At 76.1% G+C, this 17,777-nt stretch carries 15 protein-coding genes and 2 pseudogenes; 15 read left to right on the forward strand and 2 right to left on the reverse strand.

Features of this window, described 5'->3' with window-relative positions; all coding sequences use genetic code 11:
- Window positions 1-121, forward strand: a pseudogene (locus tag AB0N17_RS18785) (aconitase family protein); the annotation flags it as partial.
- A 47-nt stretch (window positions 122-168) separates the two neighbouring features.
- Here the strand turns inward: AB0N17_RS18785 and AB0N17_RS18790 are convergent.
- On the reverse strand, window positions 169-732 hold the full coding sequence (locus tag AB0N17_RS18790) for a hemerythrin domain-containing protein (RefSeq protein WP_366012465.1): 564 nt from the start codon (window positions 730-732) through the stop codon (window positions 169-171).
- A gap of 1,600 nt (window positions 733-2,332) precedes the next feature.
- Here AB0N17_RS18790 and AB0N17_RS18795 point away from each other — a divergent pair.
- From AB0N17_RS18795 to AB0N17_RS18855, 13 genes and pseudogenes are all read left to right on the forward strand, one after another.
- Complete coding sequence (locus tag AB0N17_RS18795; RefSeq protein ID WP_366012466.1) at window positions 2,333-3,343, forward strand: NAD-dependent epimerase/dehydratase family protein; 1,011 nt, start codon at window positions 2,333-2,335, stop codon at window positions 3,341-3,343.
- A 43-nt stretch (window positions 3,344-3,386) separates the two neighbouring features.
- Entirely contained in the window at window positions 3,387-5,021 is a 1,635-nt protein-coding gene (locus tag AB0N17_RS18800) for a carbamoyltransferase C-terminal domain-containing protein (protein WP_366012467.1), read from the forward strand.
- Window positions 5,018-6,013, forward strand: coding sequence for a glycosyltransferase (locus AB0N17_RS18805; RefSeq protein WP_366012468.1), 996 nt, complete (start codon window positions 5,018-5,020; stop codon window positions 6,011-6,013). Before AB0N17_RS18800 ends, AB0N17_RS18805 begins: the two co-directional genes overlap by 4 nt.
- The gene (locus AB0N17_RS18810; RefSeq protein ID WP_366012469.1) at window positions 6,010-6,552 is read left to right on the forward strand and encodes an HAD-IIIA family hydrolase; all 543 of its coding nucleotides are present in this window, start codon (window positions 6,010-6,012) and stop codon (window positions 6,550-6,552) included. The genes AB0N17_RS18805 and AB0N17_RS18810 overlap by 4 nt, the downstream gene beginning before the upstream one ends.
- Window positions 6,549-7,556: a glycosyltransferase family 9 protein gene (locus AB0N17_RS18815; RefSeq protein WP_366012470.1), complete on the forward strand. Its 1,008-nt coding sequence runs from the start codon at window positions 6,549-6,551 to the stop codon at window positions 7,554-7,556. Before AB0N17_RS18810 ends, AB0N17_RS18815 begins: the two co-directional genes overlap by 4 nt.
- Complete coding sequence (locus tag AB0N17_RS18820) at window positions 7,556-8,518, forward strand: glycosyltransferase (RefSeq protein WP_366012472.1); 963 nt, start codon at window positions 7,556-7,558, stop codon at window positions 8,516-8,518. Before AB0N17_RS18815 ends, AB0N17_RS18820 begins: the two co-directional genes overlap by 1 nt.
- The gene (locus AB0N17_RS18825) at window positions 8,515-9,747 is read left to right on the forward strand and encodes a glycosyltransferase (protein ID WP_366012474.1); all 1,233 of its coding nucleotides are present in this window, start codon (window positions 8,515-8,517) and stop codon (window positions 9,745-9,747) included. Before AB0N17_RS18820 ends, AB0N17_RS18825 begins: the two co-directional genes overlap by 4 nt.
- Window positions 9,744-10,328 (forward strand): annotated as a pseudogene (locus AB0N17_RS18830) (SIS domain-containing protein); the annotation flags it as partial. The gene AB0N17_RS18825 and the pseudogene AB0N17_RS18830, both read left to right, overlap by 4 nt.
- 302 nt (window positions 10,329-10,630) lie before the next feature.
- The gene (locus tag AB0N17_RS18835; protein ID WP_366012475.1) at window positions 10,631-12,061 is read left to right on the forward strand and encodes a PfkB family carbohydrate kinase; all 1,431 of its coding nucleotides are present in this window, start codon (window positions 10,631-10,633) and stop codon (window positions 12,059-12,061) included.
- A gap of 52 nt (window positions 12,062-12,113) precedes the next feature.
- Window positions 12,114-13,106 carry a glycosyltransferase family 9 protein gene (locus AB0N17_RS18840; protein ID WP_366012476.1) on the forward strand — a complete coding sequence of 331 codons (993 nt, stop codon included), beginning with the start codon at window positions 12,114-12,116 and terminating at the stop codon, window positions 13,104-13,106.
- Window positions 13,107-14,009: 903 nt separating this feature from the next.
- Window positions 14,010-14,549 (forward strand): STAS domain-containing protein, encoded by a 540-nt coding sequence (locus AB0N17_RS18845; protein ID WP_366012477.1) that lies wholly within the window; start codon window positions 14,010-14,012, stop codon window positions 14,547-14,549.
- 20 nt (window positions 14,550-14,569) lie between these two features.
- Window positions 14,570-16,090: an ANTAR domain-containing protein gene (locus tag AB0N17_RS18850; protein WP_366012478.1), complete on the forward strand. Its 1,521-nt coding sequence runs from the start codon at window positions 14,570-14,572 to the stop codon at window positions 16,088-16,090.
- Window positions 16,091-16,253: 163 nt separating this feature from the next.
- Complete coding sequence (locus tag AB0N17_RS18855; protein ID WP_366012479.1) at window positions 16,254-16,709, forward strand: RpiB/LacA/LacB family sugar-phosphate isomerase; 456 nt, start codon at window positions 16,254-16,256, stop codon at window positions 16,707-16,709.
- Window positions 16,710-16,785: 76 nt separating this feature from the next.
- Here AB0N17_RS18855 and AB0N17_RS18860 read toward each other — a convergent pair whose 3' ends face one another.
- The gene (locus AB0N17_RS18860) at window positions 16,786-17,151 is read right to left on the reverse strand and encodes a DUF6479 family protein (protein ID WP_366012480.1); all 366 of its coding nucleotides are present in this window, start codon (window positions 17,149-17,151) and stop codon (window positions 16,786-16,788) included.
- A gap of 164 nt (window positions 17,152-17,315) precedes the next feature.
- On the opposite strand from AB0N17_RS18860, the gene AB0N17_RS18865 reads away from it, so the two are divergent.
- Window positions 17,316-17,690, forward strand: coding sequence for a ferredoxin (locus tag AB0N17_RS18865; protein WP_366012481.1), 375 nt, complete (start codon window positions 17,316-17,318; stop codon window positions 17,688-17,690).
- Window positions 17,691-17,777 lie beyond the last annotated feature (87 nt).

Here is a 17,777-nt window from a genome sequence, read left to right on the forward strand (position 1 = left end):
GCGGCACGCGGGCTGCTCGATGTGCCTCGGCATGAACCCGGACCAGCTGGCCCCGGGCGAGCGCTCCGCCTCCACCTCCAACCGCAACTTCGAGGCCCGGCCGGATCGCGGTGGCTGGACCGTGGTGGCTGAACGGTGGGCGACGCTTCGCCCGGTGGCCGAGGCCTCTCAGCTCTCCTTGCCCCGCCCGGACATCGCGTCGCGCAGCCGGTCGACCAGGCCCGCTCCCGGCGCCAGCAGCTTGTTCATCGGGGGAGTGTCCGGTGCCGACGGGTGCGGACGGGTGGGGGCGGTCTTCTTCGCCCGGCGCACCTTGTCACCGAGGTCCATCAGCGCGTCGGCCGGGCAGGCCGCCTCCAGCCGCGGGAAGAGGTTGTGCTCCTCGTCGGTCAGATGGGAACGGATCTCGCTCATCAGCTGCGTCATGAGCGTGTCGAACCGCGGATCGTCGGCCTGACAGCCCTCCAAGTCCTTCATGATCTGCTCGGCCTTGGCGTGGTCCTCGAGTTCCTTGTCGGCCAGGGCGTCCCCGCCCTGGATGTGCTCGCGCACCGCCGGGTACAGGTAGGCCTCCTCCGCGACCGAGTGGCGCACCAGCTCGATCGTGACCTGGTCGGCCAGGTCCTTGCGTTCCTTCGAGCCGGGCGGCAGCATCTCGATCCGGCCGAAGATCTCCTCGACCTCGCGATGATCGGTCGTCAGCTCCTGGATGACGTTTCCGCCGTGACCCATGTCGTTACCTCCTGCGAGACACGCGGCGGCCCGTGAACGGCCGGCCGTCGCCGCGTCGAGTGCCCCGCGCGCGGCGCGCTACACGGGCCCCCGGGCCATGTCAGCGCAACGAGTGGCAGGCTGCGGCCGTCCGGCCGGGTCCGGCGAGCGCCCACCGCCACGGTGCTCCAGGCTCCGCGGCCGGCACCGTCCGTCCTGCGTGGTGATCTCGGTGGGACCTGCGGCCGGCTCGGCCGGGTCGAGGTTCCGCGGTCGGTGTCCCGGCGTGCGTGCCCCCGTGCCGGTCGGCTCATGGCCTGGGCTTGCGTGGTGATCTCGGTGGGACCTGCGGCCGGCTCGGCCGGGTCGAGGTTCCGCGGTCGGTGTCCCGGCGTGCGTGCACCCGTGCCGGTCGGCTCACGGCCCCACCAGCCGGCCGGTCCACGGCCAGGTCCCGCGCCGTGACCTCGGACCCCACCCCGATCGGGTCGACGGCTGCCACCGGGATGCCGGTGCGCAGGGCCGGCACCGGGCCGTGCGGCGGACCTCATCCGCCTCGCCGACGACGACCGGCGGCCGTGTGTGACGGCCGGACCGTTCACCGCGCCCGGTCTGCCCGCCGGCTGCTGACCCGCGTCCAGTCAGCCCGCCGGCCGCTGACCCGCGCGCAGTCCGCCGGCCGCCGAGGCGCGCACTCGCTGCCCGCCGGCCGCTGACCCGCGTGCCCTCCCTGCCCGTCGGCCGCCCCCCCCGCGCCCTCCCTGCCTGTCGGCCCCTCCCGCGTGCCCTCCCTGCCCGTCGGCCGCCCCCCCCGCGCGCCTTCCCTGCCCGCCGGCCCCCCTCACGCGCCCTCCCTGCCCCCCGGCCGGTGACCCGAGCGTCGAACTCCTCGCTCCGGCGACCGGCGCTCGCCGAGCGCGTTCCGCCCCTGCGAGCGCGTCCCGCCCCTGCGAGGGCGCCCGCCCCTGCGCGAGGGCGCCCGTCCCAGCGAAGGCGCCCGTCCCGGCCGCCGGTGGCAGCGGGCCGCCGGGGCCCTGGATGCCACGAGCCGTCCGGCACCGGGGCCGGGTGCCGTCCCGGGCGCCGGTCCGGGGGGAGGGGGAAGCCGTTGATCGCCGGAGCCGTCGTTGCCGCCGGGGCGGTGGCCGGGACGGGTACGACACCCTGCTGTCCGCGTGCGCTGCGGTGCACGGGTTCCGAAGTCGCCGCGCCTTTCGGCAGGTTCAGGACCTGTAGACGACTCGCCGCCCGAGGGGGCCGAGGAAGCGGGACCGGCCGTGGCCGGGCGCCCGCGGCAGGCCCGCCGTGACGTCGCCGTGCACGATCCCGTCCACCGTGGTAATGCGGCCGCCGGAGTCGCGCGAGTACCCATGATTCCGGACAATGAGAGTCCAACGTATGAATCAAACTGGCAGGGGAACACAGCTGCCAGTGCCGTCCAGCCAGCGGCGGCTGGCCAGGGCGGTCCAGGCGGAGCGAGCCGGACCGGGCCCCTGTCCTCCTCTTTCCCGTGCCTTCCCAGCGGGCCGACGACGTCGGGCCCGGTGACGCGGTACGCGCCGACCCCCCGAGGCAGGGGCGTCTCTCCGGTGCGTCGACGTGGACGAAGGGAATTGCCCCCATGACTGGTGACATACCGTTCTCCTGGCGGCGCGCCCTCGTGACCGGCGGCGCCGGCTTCCTCGGCTCGCATCTCTGCGAGAGGCTGCTGGATTCAGGAGTCGAAGTCGACTGCGCCGACAACCTGGCCTGCGGGCGCCGGGAGAACGTGGCCCACCTGGAGCAGCGGCCAGGTTTCCGCTACGTCCACTGCGACGTCTCCGCGCCGGACTGCCCCGGGCGGCTGCCGGGCCCGTACGACCTGGTGCTGCACTTCGCCTGCCCGGCCTCGCCCGCCGACTACCTGCGCATGCCCCTGGAGACCCTGGACGTGGGCAGCCTCGGCACCCGCAACGCCCTGACGGTCGCTGAACGCGACGGCGCCCGCTTCCTGCTCGCCTCCACCTCCGAGGTGTACGGCGACCCCCAGGTCCACCCGCAGCACGAGGGCTACTGGGGCAACGTCAACCCGATCGGCCCGCGCAGCGTGTACGACGAGTCCAAGCGGTTCGCCGAGGCCCTGGTCACCGCGCACGCCGGCGCCAGGGGCACGAACGCCGGGATCGTGCGGCTGTTCAACACCTACGGACCCCGCATGCGGGCCCACGACGGCCGTGCGGTGCCCACCTTCATAGCCCAGGCCCTGGCGGGTGAGCCGGTCACCGTCACCGGTGACGGCACCCAGACCCGCTCGCTGTGCTACGTGGACGACACCGTCGACGGCATCCTGCGGGTGTCCCGGAGCAGGTCCGTGCGGCCGGTGAACATCGGCGGCAGCGAGGAGATCACCGTCGCCGACCTGGCCCGCCGGGTGGTCGCCCTCATCGGCTCCCGCTCGCCCATCGCCTTCATCGACCGCCCCGTCGACGACCCCGGCCGCCGCCGGCCCGACACCACGCTCGCCCGCGAACTGCTCGGCTGGTCCCCCCAGGTGCCGTGGGAGGAGGGGCTGAAGCAGACCATCGCCTACTTCGCGGCACTGCCCCCGGAACCCCTCCCGCCCGGCGCGGACCCGGCCCCGCGGCAGACCTGACCGGATCCCCGCCCGACCGCCGCCCAGTCCCAGGAGGCAGCGCATGCACGTCCTCGGAATCAACGCACTCTTCCACGACCCCGCCGCGGCACTGATCACCGACGGCCGGGTCGTGGCGGCGGCGGAGGAGGAGCGGTTCTCACGCCGCAAGCACGGCAAACGGCCCGTCCCCTTCTCGGCCTGGGAGCTGCCCGCGCAGTCGGCCCGCTGGTGCCTCGAACAGGCCGGTCTCACCCCGTCCGACCTGGACGCCGTCGCCTACTCCTACGACCCCTCGCTCGCCCGCCCCGCCGAGCGGATGGGCCTGCACGACCCCTGGGACCACCTGCGCCAGGAGTACGCCCGCCGGGCCCCGGAGTTCCTCGCCGAGGCCCTGCCCGGACTCGACCCCGCCAAGGTGCGGTTCGTGCCGCACCACGTGGCCCACGCCGCCTCCGCCGGGCCGGTCTCGCCGTACCCGGACTGCGCCGTCCTCGTGCTGGACGGACGCGGCGAGTGCGGCTCCCACCTGGCCGGCCGTTGCACCAACCGCGAGCTGACCGTCCTCGGCACGCAGGAACTGCCCGACTCCCTCGGCCTGTTCTACGAGGACCTCACCCAGCACCTCGGATTCCTGCGCAGCAGCGACGAGTTCAAGGTGATGGCGCTCGCCTCCTACGGCACCCCGCGCTTCGCCGACCGGCTGCGCGCGTACGTCCGGGCCGATGAACAGGGCGGATTCCGCGCCCGGCCCGTCCCCTGGGCCGACCTCGTCCCGGCCCGCCCCGCCGGCGGTGCCTGGAGCCAGGACCATGCCGACCTCGCCGCCAGCGCCCAGCTCTGCCTGGAGGAGACGATGCTCGCGCTCGCCCGGTGGCTGCGCGAGCGCACCGGCGAGGACGCCCTCACGATGGCCGGCGGTGTCGCCCTGAACTGCGTGGCCAACACCCGGCTGTGGCGGGAGAGCGGCTTCCGTCACGTGTGGGTGCAGCCCGCCGCCGGAGACGCCGGTACGGCCCTGGGCGCGGCGGCGCACGTGGCCGGCCAGAAGGACACCCTGGAGCCGATGCCGACCGCCGCGCTCGGCCGCGGCTGGAGCGACACCGAGCTGCGCCGGTGGCTGGAGCGGGCCGCCGTACCGTACGAGGAGCCCGCGGACATCGCCGAGACGGCCGCCGAGGCACTGGCCGCCGACGGGATCGTGGCCTGGTTCCAGGGCCGCAGCGAGTACGGTCCGCGGGCGCTCGGGCACCGCTCGCTGCTCGCCCACCCCGGCACGGCCGGCAACCTGGAGCGGCTCAACGCGGTCAAGGGACGCGAGGAGTTCCGGCCCGTCGCGCCCATGGTGCTCGCCGAACGCGCGGCCGAGATCTTCGACGGCCCGCTGCCCAGCCCGCACATGCTGTTCGTGCACGACGTGGCCACGGCGTGGAAGGGCCGCATCCCGGCCGTGGTCCACGTGGACGGCACCGCCCGCATCCAGACCGTGGACCGGGAGCAGGAGCCACTGGTGGCGCGGATGATCGACGGGTTCGAGCGGCGCACCGGGCTGCCCGTGGTGGTCAACACCAGCCTGAACACCGCCGGACGGCCCATGGTCGACGACCCACGCGACGCCCTGGAGTGCTTCGGCTCGGCCCCCGTGGACCTGCTGGTGCTCGGCCCGTTCGCGATCCGCCGCGGGAAGGCGTTCGCATGAGCGACGCACCCGCATACACCGTCGTCGTCCCGACGATCGGCCGGCCCTGCCTCGCCGAGTGCCTGCGCGCACTCGGCGCGGCCCACGGGCACCCCCCGCACGAGGTCGTCGTCGTCGACGACCGGCCCGCCCCCGACGGCGACCTGCCGCTGCAGACGGCCGGGCAACTGCTCGACCGGATACGCACCCTGCGCACCGGCGGCAGGGGCCCGGCCGCCGCCCGCAACGCCGGCTGGCGGACCGTCCGCACGCCCTGGACGGTCTTCCTGGACGACGACGTCCAGGTGCTGCCGGACTGGTCCCGGCTGCTCGCCGAGGACCTGCGGGAGGCCGGGGAGGAGGTCGGCGGCATCCAGGGACAGCTGCGTGTCCCCCTGCCCCTGGACCGCCGGCCCACCGACTGGGAACGCAACACCAAGGGCCTGGAGAACGCCGCCTGGGCCACCGCCGACATGGCCTACCGCACCCCGGCGCTCACCCGGGCCGGCGGTTTCGACGAGCGCTTCCCGCGGGCCTTCCGCGAGGACGCCGACCTCGCGCTGCGCGTGGAGCGGGCCGGCTGGACCCTCAAGCGCGGCAAGCGGGTCACGTGCCACCCGGTCCGCCCGGCGCACTGGTGGGCCTCGCTGCCCGTCCAGCGCGGCAACGCCGACGACGTCCTGATGAACCGGCTGCACGGACGGGACTGGTGGTCCCGCGCCCAGGCACCCCGGGGACGGCTGCCCCGCCACCTCGCGGTGACCGGTGCCGCCGTCGCCGCGGCCGCCTGCGCCGTCGTGGGCCGCCGCCGGGCCGCCGCGGCCTGCGCCGCCCTGTGGACGCTGGGCACCGCCGAGTTCGCCCTCGCCCGCATCCTGCCCGGCCCCCGCACCACCCGCGAGATCGCCGGGATGCTCGGCACCAGCGTGCTCATCCCGCCCCTCGCCGTCCGGCACTGGCTGCGCGGCGTCGTCCGCCACCGGCACGCCGAACCCCTCGGAGGTGCCGGGTGACCGCGCTCCGCGCCGTGCTGTTCGACCGCGACGGCACCCTCGTGGCGGACGTGCCCCACAACGGCGACCCCGACCGCGTCCGGCTGCTGCCCGGTGCCGCCGAGGCCGTCGCGCTGGCCCGGTCCCACGGCCTGGCCACCGCAGTGGTGAGCAACCAGTCCGGCATCGGGCGCGGACTGCTCACCGCCGAGGACGTGCGCCGGGTGAACGCGCGCGCCGACGCACTCCTGGGTGGCCTGGACACCTGGGTGTTCTGCCCGCACGCCCCGGACGCCGGCTGCGCCTGCCGCAAGCCCCGCCCCGGACTGGTCCTCGCCGCCGCCGATCGCCTGGGCGTCCCGCCCGCCGCGTGCCTGGTGATCGGCGACATCGCCGCGGACGTCCTGGCCGCACGGGCGGCGGGCGCCCGGGGCATCCTCGTACCGAATCCGGCCACGGCACCGCGGGAAGTGGCCCGCTTCGCCGGGCAGAGCGCCCCCGACCTGCTCAGCGCCGTGCGCGGCGCCCTCGGCGCGACGACGGGAGGGCCGTCGCGATGAAGTCCCTCGTCGTCCGTCTCGACAGCTTCGGGGACGTCCTGCTCGCCGGCCCCGCCGTCCGCGCCGTCGCCGACCGCTCCGCCCACGTCACCCTGCTGTGCGGCCCGCGCGGCGCCGACGCCGCCCGGCTGCTGCCCGGCGTCGACGACGTCCTGGTCTGGGAGGCGCCCTGGGAGGGTTTCGACCCGCCCGACGTGGACCGGGCCGGCATCGAGGCCCTGCTCGGCCGGCTGCGCGCCGGCGCCTTCGACACGGCGCTGATCCTGACCTCCTACCATCAGAGCCCGCTGCCCACCGCGCTGCTGCTGAAGCTGGCGGGCGTCGGCCGGGTCGGCGCCGACAGCGCCGACCACCCCGGCCGGCTGCTGGACGTACGGCACCGGCGCCGGGACGGCCGCCACGAGGCCGAGGCGGCCCTCGACACCGCCACCGCCCTGGGCTTCCCGCCACCCCGGGGCGACGACGGGCGCCTGCGCGTCCTGCCGCCGCCCGACACCAGCGGCCTCACCGGCCACGGCCCCTACGTCGTCCTGCACCCCGGCGCCAGCGCCCCCGCCCGCGCGTGGAGCCCGCACCGCTGCGCGGAGGCGGTCGCACTGCTCGCCGACGCCGGGCACCGCGTGGTCGTCACCGGCGGCGCGGACGAGCGGGACCTCACCCGGCGGGTGAGCGACGGCCTGGCCGTGGACCTCGGCGGCCGGACCGGCCCGCACACCCTCGCCGGCGTGCTGCGCGCGGCCGACGTCGTGGTCAGCGCCAACACCGGACCCGCCCATCTCGCCGCCGCCGTCGGCACCCCGGTCGTCTCCCTGTTCGCACCGGTCGTCCCGGCCGACCGGTGGGCGCCGTACGGCGTCCCGGCCATCCTGCTCGGCGACCAGTCGGCGCCGTGCGCGGACACCCGGGCCCTGACCTGCCCGGTGCCCGGACACCCCTGCCTGGACGAGGTCACCGGGCAGGACGTGGTGCGCGCGGTGCACAAGCTCATCCAGGAGCGCCTCTGATGAACATCCTCGTCTGGCACGTGCACGGATCATGGCTCACCGCCTTCGTGCGGGGCCCGCACACCTACCTGGTCCCGGTCACCGACGACCGCGGACCCGACGGGCTCGGCCGGGCCCTGACCTGGGACTGGCCGGCGTCCGTCGAGGAGGGGACCCCGCAGGAGCTGCGGGAGCGCGACATCGACCTGATGGTCCTGCAGCGCCCCCACGAACTCGACCTGGCCCTGCGCTGGACCGGCCGCCGGCCCGGCGTCGACGTGCCCGCCGTGTACGTCGAGCACAACAGCCCCGACGCCTCGCCCGAGCGGCAACCCCACCCGCTGGCCGGGCAGTCGGCGATCCCCGTCGTCCACGTCACCCACTTCAACCGGCTGATGTGGGACAGCGGCCGGGCCCCGACCGAGGTCGTCGAGCACGGCGTCGTCGACCCCGGCCACCGGTGGACCGGCACCGAGCGGCGCGCGGCCGTCGTCGTCAACGAGCCCGTCCGCAGGGGCCGTACGACCGGCACCGACCTGCTGCCCCGGTTCGCCCGCTGCGCGCCCCTGGACGTGTTCGGGATGCGCACCGAAGGACTCGCCGGGCACCTCGGCCTGCCGCCCGGGCGCTGCCGCAGCCGCGACCTGCCGCAGGCCGAGCTGCACCGGGAGATGGCCCGGTGCCGGCTCTATCTGCACCCCGTGCGCTGGACCTCGCTCGGCCTGTCCCTGCTGGAGGCGATGTTCCTGGGCATGCCGGTGGTCGCCCTGGACACCACCGAGGTCCGCGAGGCGGTGCCCGAGGGCGCCGGCGTGGTCTCGAACCGCCTCGACGTACTGGAGGACGCCGTACGGGCCTACCTCGCCGAACCCGAACTCGCCCGCCGCACCGGCGAGGCGGCCCGGGCCGCGGCCCGGGCCCGCTACGGAGAGCGGCGCTTTCTCGACGACTGGGAGCGCCTGATCAAGGAGGTCACCCGATGAGCCGCATTCCGCACACGGCCGGGCGCGTCGCCCTGGTCTCCGAGCACGCCGGTCCACTGGCCGCGCTCGGCGGCCCGGACGCGGGCGGCCAGAACGTGTACGTGGCGCAGCTCGCCCGGCAGCTCGCCCGCAGGGGATACCGCGTCACCGTGTACACCCGGCGGGACTCGGCGGGACTGCCGGACCGGGTGACCCTCATCGACGGCGTGCAGGTGGTGCATGTGCCCGCCGGCCCGCCCACCCCCGTCCCCAAGGACGAACTCCTGCCGCACATGGCCGAGTTCGGGGCCTTCCTCGCCCGGCAGTGGGCGGCCCGCCCACCCGACGTGGTGCACGCCCACTTCTGGATGTCCGGCCTGGCCGCCCTGACCGCCACCCAGGGCCTCGGCATCCCCGTCGTGCAGACCTACCACGCGCTCGGCACCGTGAAGAAGCGCTACCAGGGGGACGCCGACACCAGCCCGGCCGACCGCCTCGCGATCGAGGAGGCCATCGGCCACGAGTGCACGCGGATCATCGCCACCTGCAGCGACGAGGTGGCCGAGCTGAAGGCCATGGGCCTGCCCGAGGACCGGATCAGCGTCGTGCCCTGCGGCGTCGACCCCGACCAATTCACGCCGGTCGTCCGGCCGCGCCCGCCCGGCGCGCGCAGACGGCTGCTGGCCGTCGGCCGGCTGGTGCCCCGCAAGGGCTTCGACCGCGCCATCCGCGCCCTGGCCGGCGTCCCCGACGCCGAACTCCTCGTCGCCGGCGGCCCCGAGGCCGATCTGCTCGGCACCGAACCGGAAGCCGCACGCCTCACCGCCCTCGCCGGCGAGTACGGGGTCCTCGACCGCGTCACCCTGCTCGGCGGGGTCAGCCGCGCCCGCATGCCCCGGCTGATGGCCGGCGCCGACCTGGTGCTGTCCCTGCCGCTGTACGAGCCCTTCGGCATCGTCCCGCTGGAGGCCATGGCCTGCGCCACGCCGGTCGTGGCCACCGCGGTGGGCGGCCAGCTCGACACCGTCGTGGACGGCGGCACCGGCGTGCTGGTGCCGGCCGACGACGACCAGGACCTCGGCGCGGTCATCCGCTCGCTCCTCGCCGACCCGGACCGGCTCGCCCGGTACGGGACCGCCGGCCGCGAACGGGTGCTGGCCCACTACACCTGGGACCGGGTGGCCGACGGTGTGGCCGGGGTGTACGGCGCCGTGTCCTCGATCCCCTCGCTTTCGGGAGTCGTCCGATGAAGACCGTGACCGGCACGAAGACCGGCGTGGACACCACGCACTGCGACGACCTGGTGAAGGCCCTGGAGGCGTTCCGGGACCGCGGCCCGCTCGTCGAGCGCTGGGGCACCGAACTCGCCCGGCGGCTCGGCGGCGGCTCCCGGCTGCTGGTCGCGGGCAACGGCGGCAGCGCCGCGCAGGCCCAGCACCTCACCGCCGAGCTGGTCGGCCGCTACCGCGACGACCGGCCGCCGTTCTCCGCCGTAGCCCTGCACGCCGACACCTCCTCCACCACCGCGATCGCCAACGACTACGGCGTCCAGGAGGTGTTCGCCCGCCAGACCGCCGCCCACGGCCGCCCCGGCGACGTGCTGATGCTGCTGTCCACGAGCGGCGCCAGCGCCAACCTGCTGGCCGCAGCCGACCGCGCGCACCGCCTGGGCATGACGGTGTGGGCGCTGACCGGACGGGCGCCCAACCCGCTGCAGCTCGGCGCCGACGACGCGCTGTGCGTGGACGCCGCGGTCGCCGCCACCGTCCAGGAAGTGCACCTGGTCGCCGTCCACATGCTCTGCGAGGCGTTCGACCGGGCGGTGGAGCACGGCGAGGCCGACGAGGCCGCCGGTGACGGCGTCGACGGCAGATCGCATGCCCACGGCAGGACGGGCGTCAACGGGAGACCGGCCACCGGCGGGAGACCGGACACCGGTGGCGGACCGGACACTGACACCGGGGGCGGACCGGACAGCGACACCGGCGGCGGACCGGACGTCGACGGCGGCGGCGGACCGGACGTCGACGGCGGGCCGGGCGGCGTGGGCCCGCTCGTCGGCCGGGTCCGCACCGTCGGCCGGTCCGGGACCGGAACGCCCGGCACCCCCGTCGCCCCGAGGAAGGGACACGCATGACCACCTCGCGCACACCTCTGGTCGTCGTGGGTGACGCCCTGCTCGACCACGACCTGTGCGGCCGGGCCGACCGGCTGGCACCGGACGCGCCCGTACCGGTGGTGCACGGCACCCGGCGCAACTCCCGCCCCGGCGGGGCCGCGCTGGCCGCCTGCCTCGCCGCCTCCGACGGCCGCCCGGTCACCCTGGTCACCGCCCTGGGCGACGATCCCGCCAGCGACACCCTGCGGGAGCTGCTGGCCGGCCGGGTCGAGCTGGTGGAGGTCCCGATGGAGGGCACCCTGAGCAGCAAGACCCGCGTCATGGCCGGGGACCGCCCGCTGCTGCGCCTGGACGACGGGGAGGGGCACGCGCGCGAGGCGACCCGGGAGGCGGTGTCCGCGGTCGCGGGAGCCGCCGGCGTCCTCGTCGCCGACTACGGCCGCGGCACCGCCGACGTCCTGCGCGACGCGCTCACCCACACCGAAGCCGCCCTCGTCTGGGACCCCCATGTGCGCGGCAGGGCCCCGGTCCCGGGCGTCCGCCTGGCCACCCCCTCCGCCCAGGAGGCCCGCGCCTTCGCCCGGCGGTCCGGCGACGGAGAGGGCGCCGACGGCGCCGCCGGGCTGCGCATGGCCGCCCGCGACGCCCGCACCCTGGTGCGGGCCTGGCAGGCCCAGGCCGTCGCCGTGACCCTCGGCGAACATGGCGCCCTGCTCTCCCACGGCGAGACCCCGCTGCTGGTGCCCACCCCGGCCACCGCGTCCGGCGACCCCTGCGGAGCGGGTGACCGGTTCGCCGCGGCCGCCGCCGGGCTGCTCGCCGACGGCGAGCTCACGGAGGCCGCCGTCCAGGCCGCCGTGAGCGCAGCCACCCGCTATGTCGCCGAGGGCGGCGCCCGCGCGGTGGCCGCCCCCGACGAGCCGGACGCCCCCGCGCAGACCCCGGCGGCCGACGGCGACACCACCGCGGACGCCGTGCGCACCGCCACCCGGGTCCGGGCCGCGGGCGGCACCGTCGTCGCCGCGGGCGGCTGCTTCGACCTGCTGCACGCCGGTCACGTCGCCCTTCTCCAGGCCGCCCGGCGGGCCGGCGACTGCCTGATCGTCTGCGTCAACTCCGACGACTCCGTACGCCGCCGCAAGGGCGCCGGCCGCCCCCTGGTCCCGGCCGCCGACCGGGTCCGGGTGCTGCGCGCCCTGGAGTGCGTCGACGCCGTCGCCGTCTTCCCCGAGGACACACCCGAGCGCATCCTCGGCGAACTGCGCCCGCACATCTGGACGAAGGGCGGCGACTACGCGCGCACCGAACTGCCCGAACAGCCCCTGGTGGAGAGCTGGGGCGGCCAGGTCCTGCTGCTGCCCTACCTCGACGGCCGCTCCACCACCGGCCTGGCCCGCCGCGCCGCGCTGTCCCCGTCACCCCCGGCAGGGGGCCACCCCTGGTGACCGGTGGCCCACGTCCGACCGCCGGCGCCCGTCTCTCGGAGGGAGCCGACCGGTGACCCGAATCCCGCACCCCCCGACCGTCCTGGTGCTGCGGGCCCTGGGCCTCGGTGATCTGCTGGCCGGTGTGCCCGCACTGCGCGGGATCCGGCGGGCCTTTCCCGGTCATCGGATCGTCCTCGCCCAGCCGCCGGGCCTCACCGAACTCGCCCTGGCCACCGGCGCGGTCGACGCCGTGTTCCCGGCCGAGGCGCCCGGGCGGGCGGTGCCGTCCCTGACGCACTGGCCGGGGCCGCCGCCCCGGGTGGCGATCGACCTGCACGGCAACGGGCCCGCGAGCCGTGACGCACTCGCCGCCCTGCGCCCGCACCGGCTGCTCGCCCACGCCTGCCCGGACGGCCCGCTCTGGCGGGCGCACGCCCATGAACGGGAGCGCTGGTGCGGTTTCCTGCACGCCTACGGCATCCCGGCCGACCCGCTGGACCTGCGGCTGCCCCGGCCGGACGTGCCCTCCCCGGCGCCGGACGCGGTCCTCGTGCACCCCGGGGCCGCCGCGGGGTCCCGCCGCTGGCCGGGGGAGCGGTTCGCCGCCGTCGTACGGTGCCTGCGGGCGGCCGGGCACCGGGTGGTGCTCACCGGCGGGCCGCACGAGGACACCCTGGTGCGCTCGGTCGCCGAGCGCGGCGGACAGCCCGCGACCGACGTGCTGACCGGCGGCCTGCCCCTCGGGGAGCTGTCCGCGCTGGTCGCCGAGGCGTCCCTGGTGCTCAGCGGCGACACCGGCCTGGCCCACCTGGCGGTGGCCCACGGCACCCGCTCCGTCACCCTGTACGGCCCCGTCTCGCCCCGCCTGTGGGGCCCGCCCCCGAGCCCCGCCCACCTGGCCCTCTGGAAGCCCGGCCCACCCGGCGACCCCCACGGCCGCACCCCCGACGCCCGCCTGCTGCGCATCGGAACCGGCGAGGTCGCCGCCACCTGCCTGACACTGCTGCGCCGGCCCGGCGACGGCCCACGCCGGCGCGGACCGCAGCCGGCCCACACCCACTGACCAGGACCCGCCCGGGGCGGCGCCCCGAGGACGACCCCGTCGCGCCCGCCTTCCGCATGCCCGACGCTCGCCGGCTGCGGCTCGGGAGCGGCGGCGGGCCCAGCAGGGCGGGTGGCGCGCGCCCGTTGGGGACGGCTACAGGCCGCACCCGTCCGGGGCGGCCCGAGGACGACCGTCGCGCCGGGGACCGGCGGCGGGCCCGGCACGGTGGGTGGCGCGCGCCCGTTGCGGACGGCTACAAGCCCCATGCGTCCGGGGGCGGCCCGAGGAGGACCGTCGCGCCCGCCTTCCGCATGCCCGACGCTCGCCTGCTGCGGCTCGGGACCGGCGGCGGGCCCAGCAGGGCGGTCGGCGCGCGCCTGTTGAGGACGGCTACAGGCCGCACCCGTCCGGGGCGGCCCGAGGACGACCGTCGCGCCCCCTGCCGCATGCCCGACGCTCGCCGGCTGCGCCTGGGGACCGGCGGCGGGCCCGACGGTGCGGGCGGGGAGCGGCGTGCACCCCGCCGAGCACGGTCGCAGCAGCCGTACCCGCCCGGTCGCCGACGCGGTGGGGGCCACCGGAGGATGACAGCCACGGTGGTCACCCGCGACACCGCGCCGAGCCGATACGCACGGTGCCGGGGAAACCCCCTTCGCCCGCGTGTTCGCCACGCCGCCGCCGGGCCGCCCCAGGTGCCGTACCGGTGCGACCCGGCCCCCACCCGGCCCCGGAGAGCCGGCTGGCCACCCTGGTGCGCGCCCGCAGGAATGCCCCTGCACGCCGCCGCGTCGGCAGACGCCCGATCCGCTCGCCGACACACCCAGCAGAATCGTTGCGCCACGTCCATGGCGCAGGCACAGTGATGCTCCCGGTCAAGACGCGGCCGGCTGATCCTTCCGCCCTCAAGGAAGGCCCCACCCCATGGAAAACGGCCGGCCCGGCCGTGCCGGCGTCCGCCCCGGCGGCGCGGCCCCGCTGTTGCTGCAGACCGTCCACGAGCACCGTCCCGAGGTCGGCACCGTCAGGGTTCTGAAGGCCCGCGGCACGGTCGACGTCTCCAACGCGCTGGAGTTCTCCGAGGCGCTCGCCGAGCACATCGCCCAGGCCGGCCGGGACGGCGAGCACCCCGTCCTCGACATGACCGAGGTGTACCTCGCCTGCGCCGCCGCGGTGCGCTCCCTGGACCGCGCGACCGGGGTGCTCGCCTTCTCCGGTCGCGCCCTGCCCGTCGTACAGCCCAGACCGCACGTGCGGGAGGCGCTGATGACGGCCGGCCTGCCCGGCGTACGGGTGCACGCCAGCCTGGCGTCCGCCCTGCACGCCCTGGAGACGAGCCCGGCGGCGCACCCCGAATCGCCGGCGCCGGGTGACGGCGACCCGGCCGAGGCCGCGGTCGAAGGCCGCGCGCCGGGCGTGCAAGGTGGTACGAGGTCAGGAAGAGGCCGACCGAGTTCTGTGTGACGTCCCGACTGGGTGATGCCATGAAAGCCTCTTCCGACCGGCCGGCCCCGCCGGCCGCCCCGGCCGCCCTCGTGATCGACTCCTCGGTCGTCGAGGGTCTGCCCGCCGAGGGCGCCCTGCTGCTGCGCATGTCCGGCACCCTCGACGCCCAGGGCGCCCAGGCCTGGTCCGAGGAGCTGCGCGGCCACCTCGAACAGGCCGACCGCGCGGGGCTGCGGCCCGTCCTCGACATGGCCCATGTGCAGCTGGGCGGCGCCGCCGTGCTGCACACGCTCAGCGAGACGACCCGGGAACGCGGCGGCCGCCCCGACCTGATCATCGTCCGGGCCCGCCCCGGAGTGCGCGAGGCGGTGCACCTGGCCCGGCTGGACGGCGTCCGGCTGTTCGCCACCCTCGACGAGGCGCTGCGCGAACTGGCACGCGCCTCCACCCGGGTGGAGGAGCTGCCCGCCTGGCGGTCGCAGATCACCGATCCGCTGCGCCCCTCGTACGAGGACCTGCACAAGGAGGTCCGGGCGCTGCGGGCCCGGGTGCGCACCGCCCCGGTGATCGGCATGGCGCAGGGCACCCTCATGGTCCGCTACGGCCTGCCCGACTCCGGCAGCGCCTTCCAGGTGCTGCGCGAGACCTCCCAGCGGTACAACGTGCCGCTGCGCGTCCTCGTCTCCGCCATCGTGGTGGCCCGCGCGCCGGAGGGCGAGGAGTGGTTCCCGGGCCGCCGCCCGCTGCCGGTGCCGCAGCTGCGCATCCTGGGCCGCGGCGGCCGGGACCCCCGCTACCGGCGGCAGATGATCGACGCGGTGCTGCACGAGGCGCTCGCCATCGGGCGGGCGCCCGCCGGATACGTGCAACTCGTCGACGCGGCGGTGAACACGCTGATGCTGGAGAACCACCACGGCTGCGCGGACACGTTCCTCGACCACCTCGTGCGCGGCCGGGACGACGGCACGGCCGACACGGTCGCCCGGCTGCGGGGACGCCGGGTGAGCGTGCCCGACGTGGCCGTCGACACCCTGCTCTCCGACGAGGCCCGGCGGGCCCTGCTGACCACGGGCACCCGCGCCCTGCAGAGCATCCCCGTGCTGTCCCCGGCCGGCTCCTGCACGGGCGTGATCACCCTGCACTGGCCCGAGCCCGGCCACCGGCCGACCGCGGCCCAGGCCGAGTCCTACGGGCTGCTGGCCTCCGACACGGCGGCGTGGCTCAGCTGGTACCACCGCTCCGTCCTGCTCGACGCCCTCGAACATCTCCACCGGGTACTGACCGCCGGACCGGGTGAGTCACCCGCGCGGCCCGGGGAACCCGGACTCCGCACGCGAACGCACCACCCGGAGGGAGTCCGGCGCATGTCCAATCCGCAGCAGCCCGAACAGCGGCGCAGTGACAAGGGAGGTGCCACCCCGCAGGACAGCCGGGAGCTGAAGGCCCGCGAGGCCGCCGCCCGCCGCGGGGGCGCCCGTCCGCACGGCTCGGACAAGGGCACGAAGGGCGGGGGCGAAGGCGGCGGAGTACCTCCGGCGCAGCAGCCCGATCACCCCTGATCCGGCGACCGCCCGTCCATCACCCCTGAACCGGCGACCGCCCGTCCATTACTCTCGATCGGGCGGCCGCCCGTTCAACACCGTTGATCCGGCGACCGCCCGTCCGCACCACCCGAACGGCCCTGCGGGGCCGTTCGTCATGACAGGCGCTACGCTCCGGAGCATGCGGATCTCCGTCTCCTCCGACATGGACGAACCCGTGGCCCGTCTCCTGGTGACGGAGCTGCGGCGGCGCGGCCACGAGGTCACCGCCCACGGCGCGCTGCGTCCCGGTGCCGACGCCGGGTGGGCGGTCTGCTCCGAGGCGGCCGCCCGCGAGGTGGCCGAGGGCGAGGCCGACCAGGCGGTGGTGTGCTGCTGGACCGGTACCGGTGCGTCCATCGCGGCCAACAAGGTTCCCGGTGTGCGCGCGGCCCTGTGCCCGGACGCAGGCACGGCGGACGGCGCCCGCCGCTGGAACGACGCCAACGTCCTCGCGCTGAGCCTGCGCCTGACCTCGGAGCCGGTCCTGAAGGAGATCCTGGACGCCTGGTTCGCGGCCGCGCCCAGCCAGGACCCGGAGGACGTGCGGAACGTGGCCCGCGTCGGCCGCCTGGACGCCGCCCGGAAGACTTCCTGAAGACTTCCCGGGGGCGTTCGGCGGGCCGGAGCGGTGACGGGGGTGGGTGTTCCGCGGGTTGCAGGGGGCCCGGGGCTCAGTGGGCGCCGAGTCCGCCACCGCCGAACGAGCCGCTGGACCCCTTGCTCCAGCGCGGGCGGTCCGTGGACTCGCTCGGCTTGCTGTCCATGTTGCTCAGTTCGTACGGGGTGAGCGGACGCCCGCCCTTGGGAGTCTGCGGTACCTCCTGGGACTCCCTGTTCTGCCGGACTTCGCGCACCGGACCATCCGGTGGCAGCTGGGGTTGTTCCTCGGGACGCGGCCGAGGAGGTTCGCTGGACCGGACCCTGGAGGTCAGCCAGAAGCCGCCCGCGAGCAGCGCCAGGACGGCCACGGCCACGATGAACAGGAAGAGGCTCATCAGGCCGCTCGAAGCGGCCAACTGCATCGATGCGGTACTCATAGGACAGGAATACCCCACCCAGAACAGGACGAACCGGACACGGCCCGTGGCCGGCCGTGGACGGGCCGCGACCCGGCGGCTCGCCGGTGGCGGAAACCGGCCGCGGGCCCCGCGGGGTACGGCGGCGGTGGTTTGCCTCTCCCGGCCCCGGCTACCCGCACGGTGTGACATCGCCGACTTCCCAGCAGCAGCTCTACCGGTTCCTCGAGGACCGCTTCCTCTGCGCGCAGGCGTGCACGGAGTGCGCCCGGGCCTGTGCGGTGCGCGCCAGCCTCGTCGACCCGGACGGCACGGAGCGCCAGGAGCGCGTGCGCCGGCTCGGCATCATGTGCGCGGAGGTGTGCGACGCCACCTGCCGCGTGCTGTGCGAGGAGAACCGCACGGACGAGGACGGCATCCGGGTCCGGGTCGAGTGGTGCCGCTCGGTCTGCCTCGAATGCGCACACGCCTTCGACGCGTATCCCGGCGCCGAGTCCGCCGCGGACGCGTGCCGGGCCTGCGCGGACGCGTGCGCGGAGTTCCGGGAGACCCTCGTGTGACCGCCGTAATTCTCACGGGGCCCGCCATTCCCAATTTCTGAAACACGTTCTACGGTGTGCGCCGTCAGGACCGCCCTTGGGGAGCCT

Source organism: Streptomyces sp. NPDC051133 (genome assembly GCF_040682635.1).
Taxonomy (GTDB): Bacteria; Actinomycetota; Actinomycetes; order Streptomycetales; family Streptomycetaceae; genus Streptomyces.

Bases quoted from the DNA above. Each gene is read 5' to 3' on its own strand.
- AB0N17_RS18790 (WP_366012465.1), bottom strand. From the start codon at position 732: ATGGGTCACGGCGGAAACGTCATCCAGGAGCTGACGACCGATCATCGC.
- AB0N17_RS18795 (WP_366012466.1), top strand. From the start codon at position 2,333: ATGACTGGTGACATACCGTTCTCCTGGCGGCGCGCCCTCGTGACCGGC.
- AB0N17_RS18800 (WP_366012467.1), top strand. From the start codon at position 3,387: ATGCACGTCCTCGGAATCAACGCACTCTTCCACGACCCCGCCGCGGCA.
- AB0N17_RS18805 (WP_366012468.1), top strand. From the start codon at position 5,018: ATGAGCGACGCACCCGCATACACCGTCGTCGTCCCGACGATCGGCCGG.
- AB0N17_RS18815 (WP_366012470.1), top strand. From the start codon at position 6,549: ATGAAGTCCCTCGTCGTCCGTCTCGACAGCTTCGGGGACGTCCTGCTC.
- AB0N17_RS18820 (WP_366012472.1), top strand. From the start codon at position 7,556: ATGAACATCCTCGTCTGGCACGTGCACGGATCATGGCTCACCGCCTTC.
- AB0N17_RS18825 (WP_366012474.1), top strand. From the start codon at position 8,515: ATGAGCCGCATTCCGCACACGGCCGGGCGCGTCGCCCTGGTCTCCGAG.
- AB0N17_RS18835 (WP_366012475.1), top strand. From the start codon at position 10,631: ATGACCACCTCGCGCACACCTCTGGTCGTCGTGGGTGACGCCCTGCTC.
- AB0N17_RS18845 (WP_366012477.1), top strand. From the start codon at position 14,010: ATGGAAAACGGCCGGCCCGGCCGTGCCGGCGTCCGCCCCGGCGGCGCG.
- AB0N17_RS18850 (WP_366012478.1), top strand. From the start codon at position 14,570: ATGAAAGCCTCTTCCGACCGGCCGGCCCCGCCGGCCGCCCCGGCCGCC.
- AB0N17_RS18855 (WP_366012479.1), top strand. From the start codon at position 16,254: ATGCGGATCTCCGTCTCCTCCGACATGGACGAACCCGTGGCCCGTCTC.
- AB0N17_RS18860 (WP_366012480.1), bottom strand. From the start codon at position 17,151: ATGAGTACCGCATCGATGCAGTTGGCCGCTTCGAGCGGCCTGATGAGC.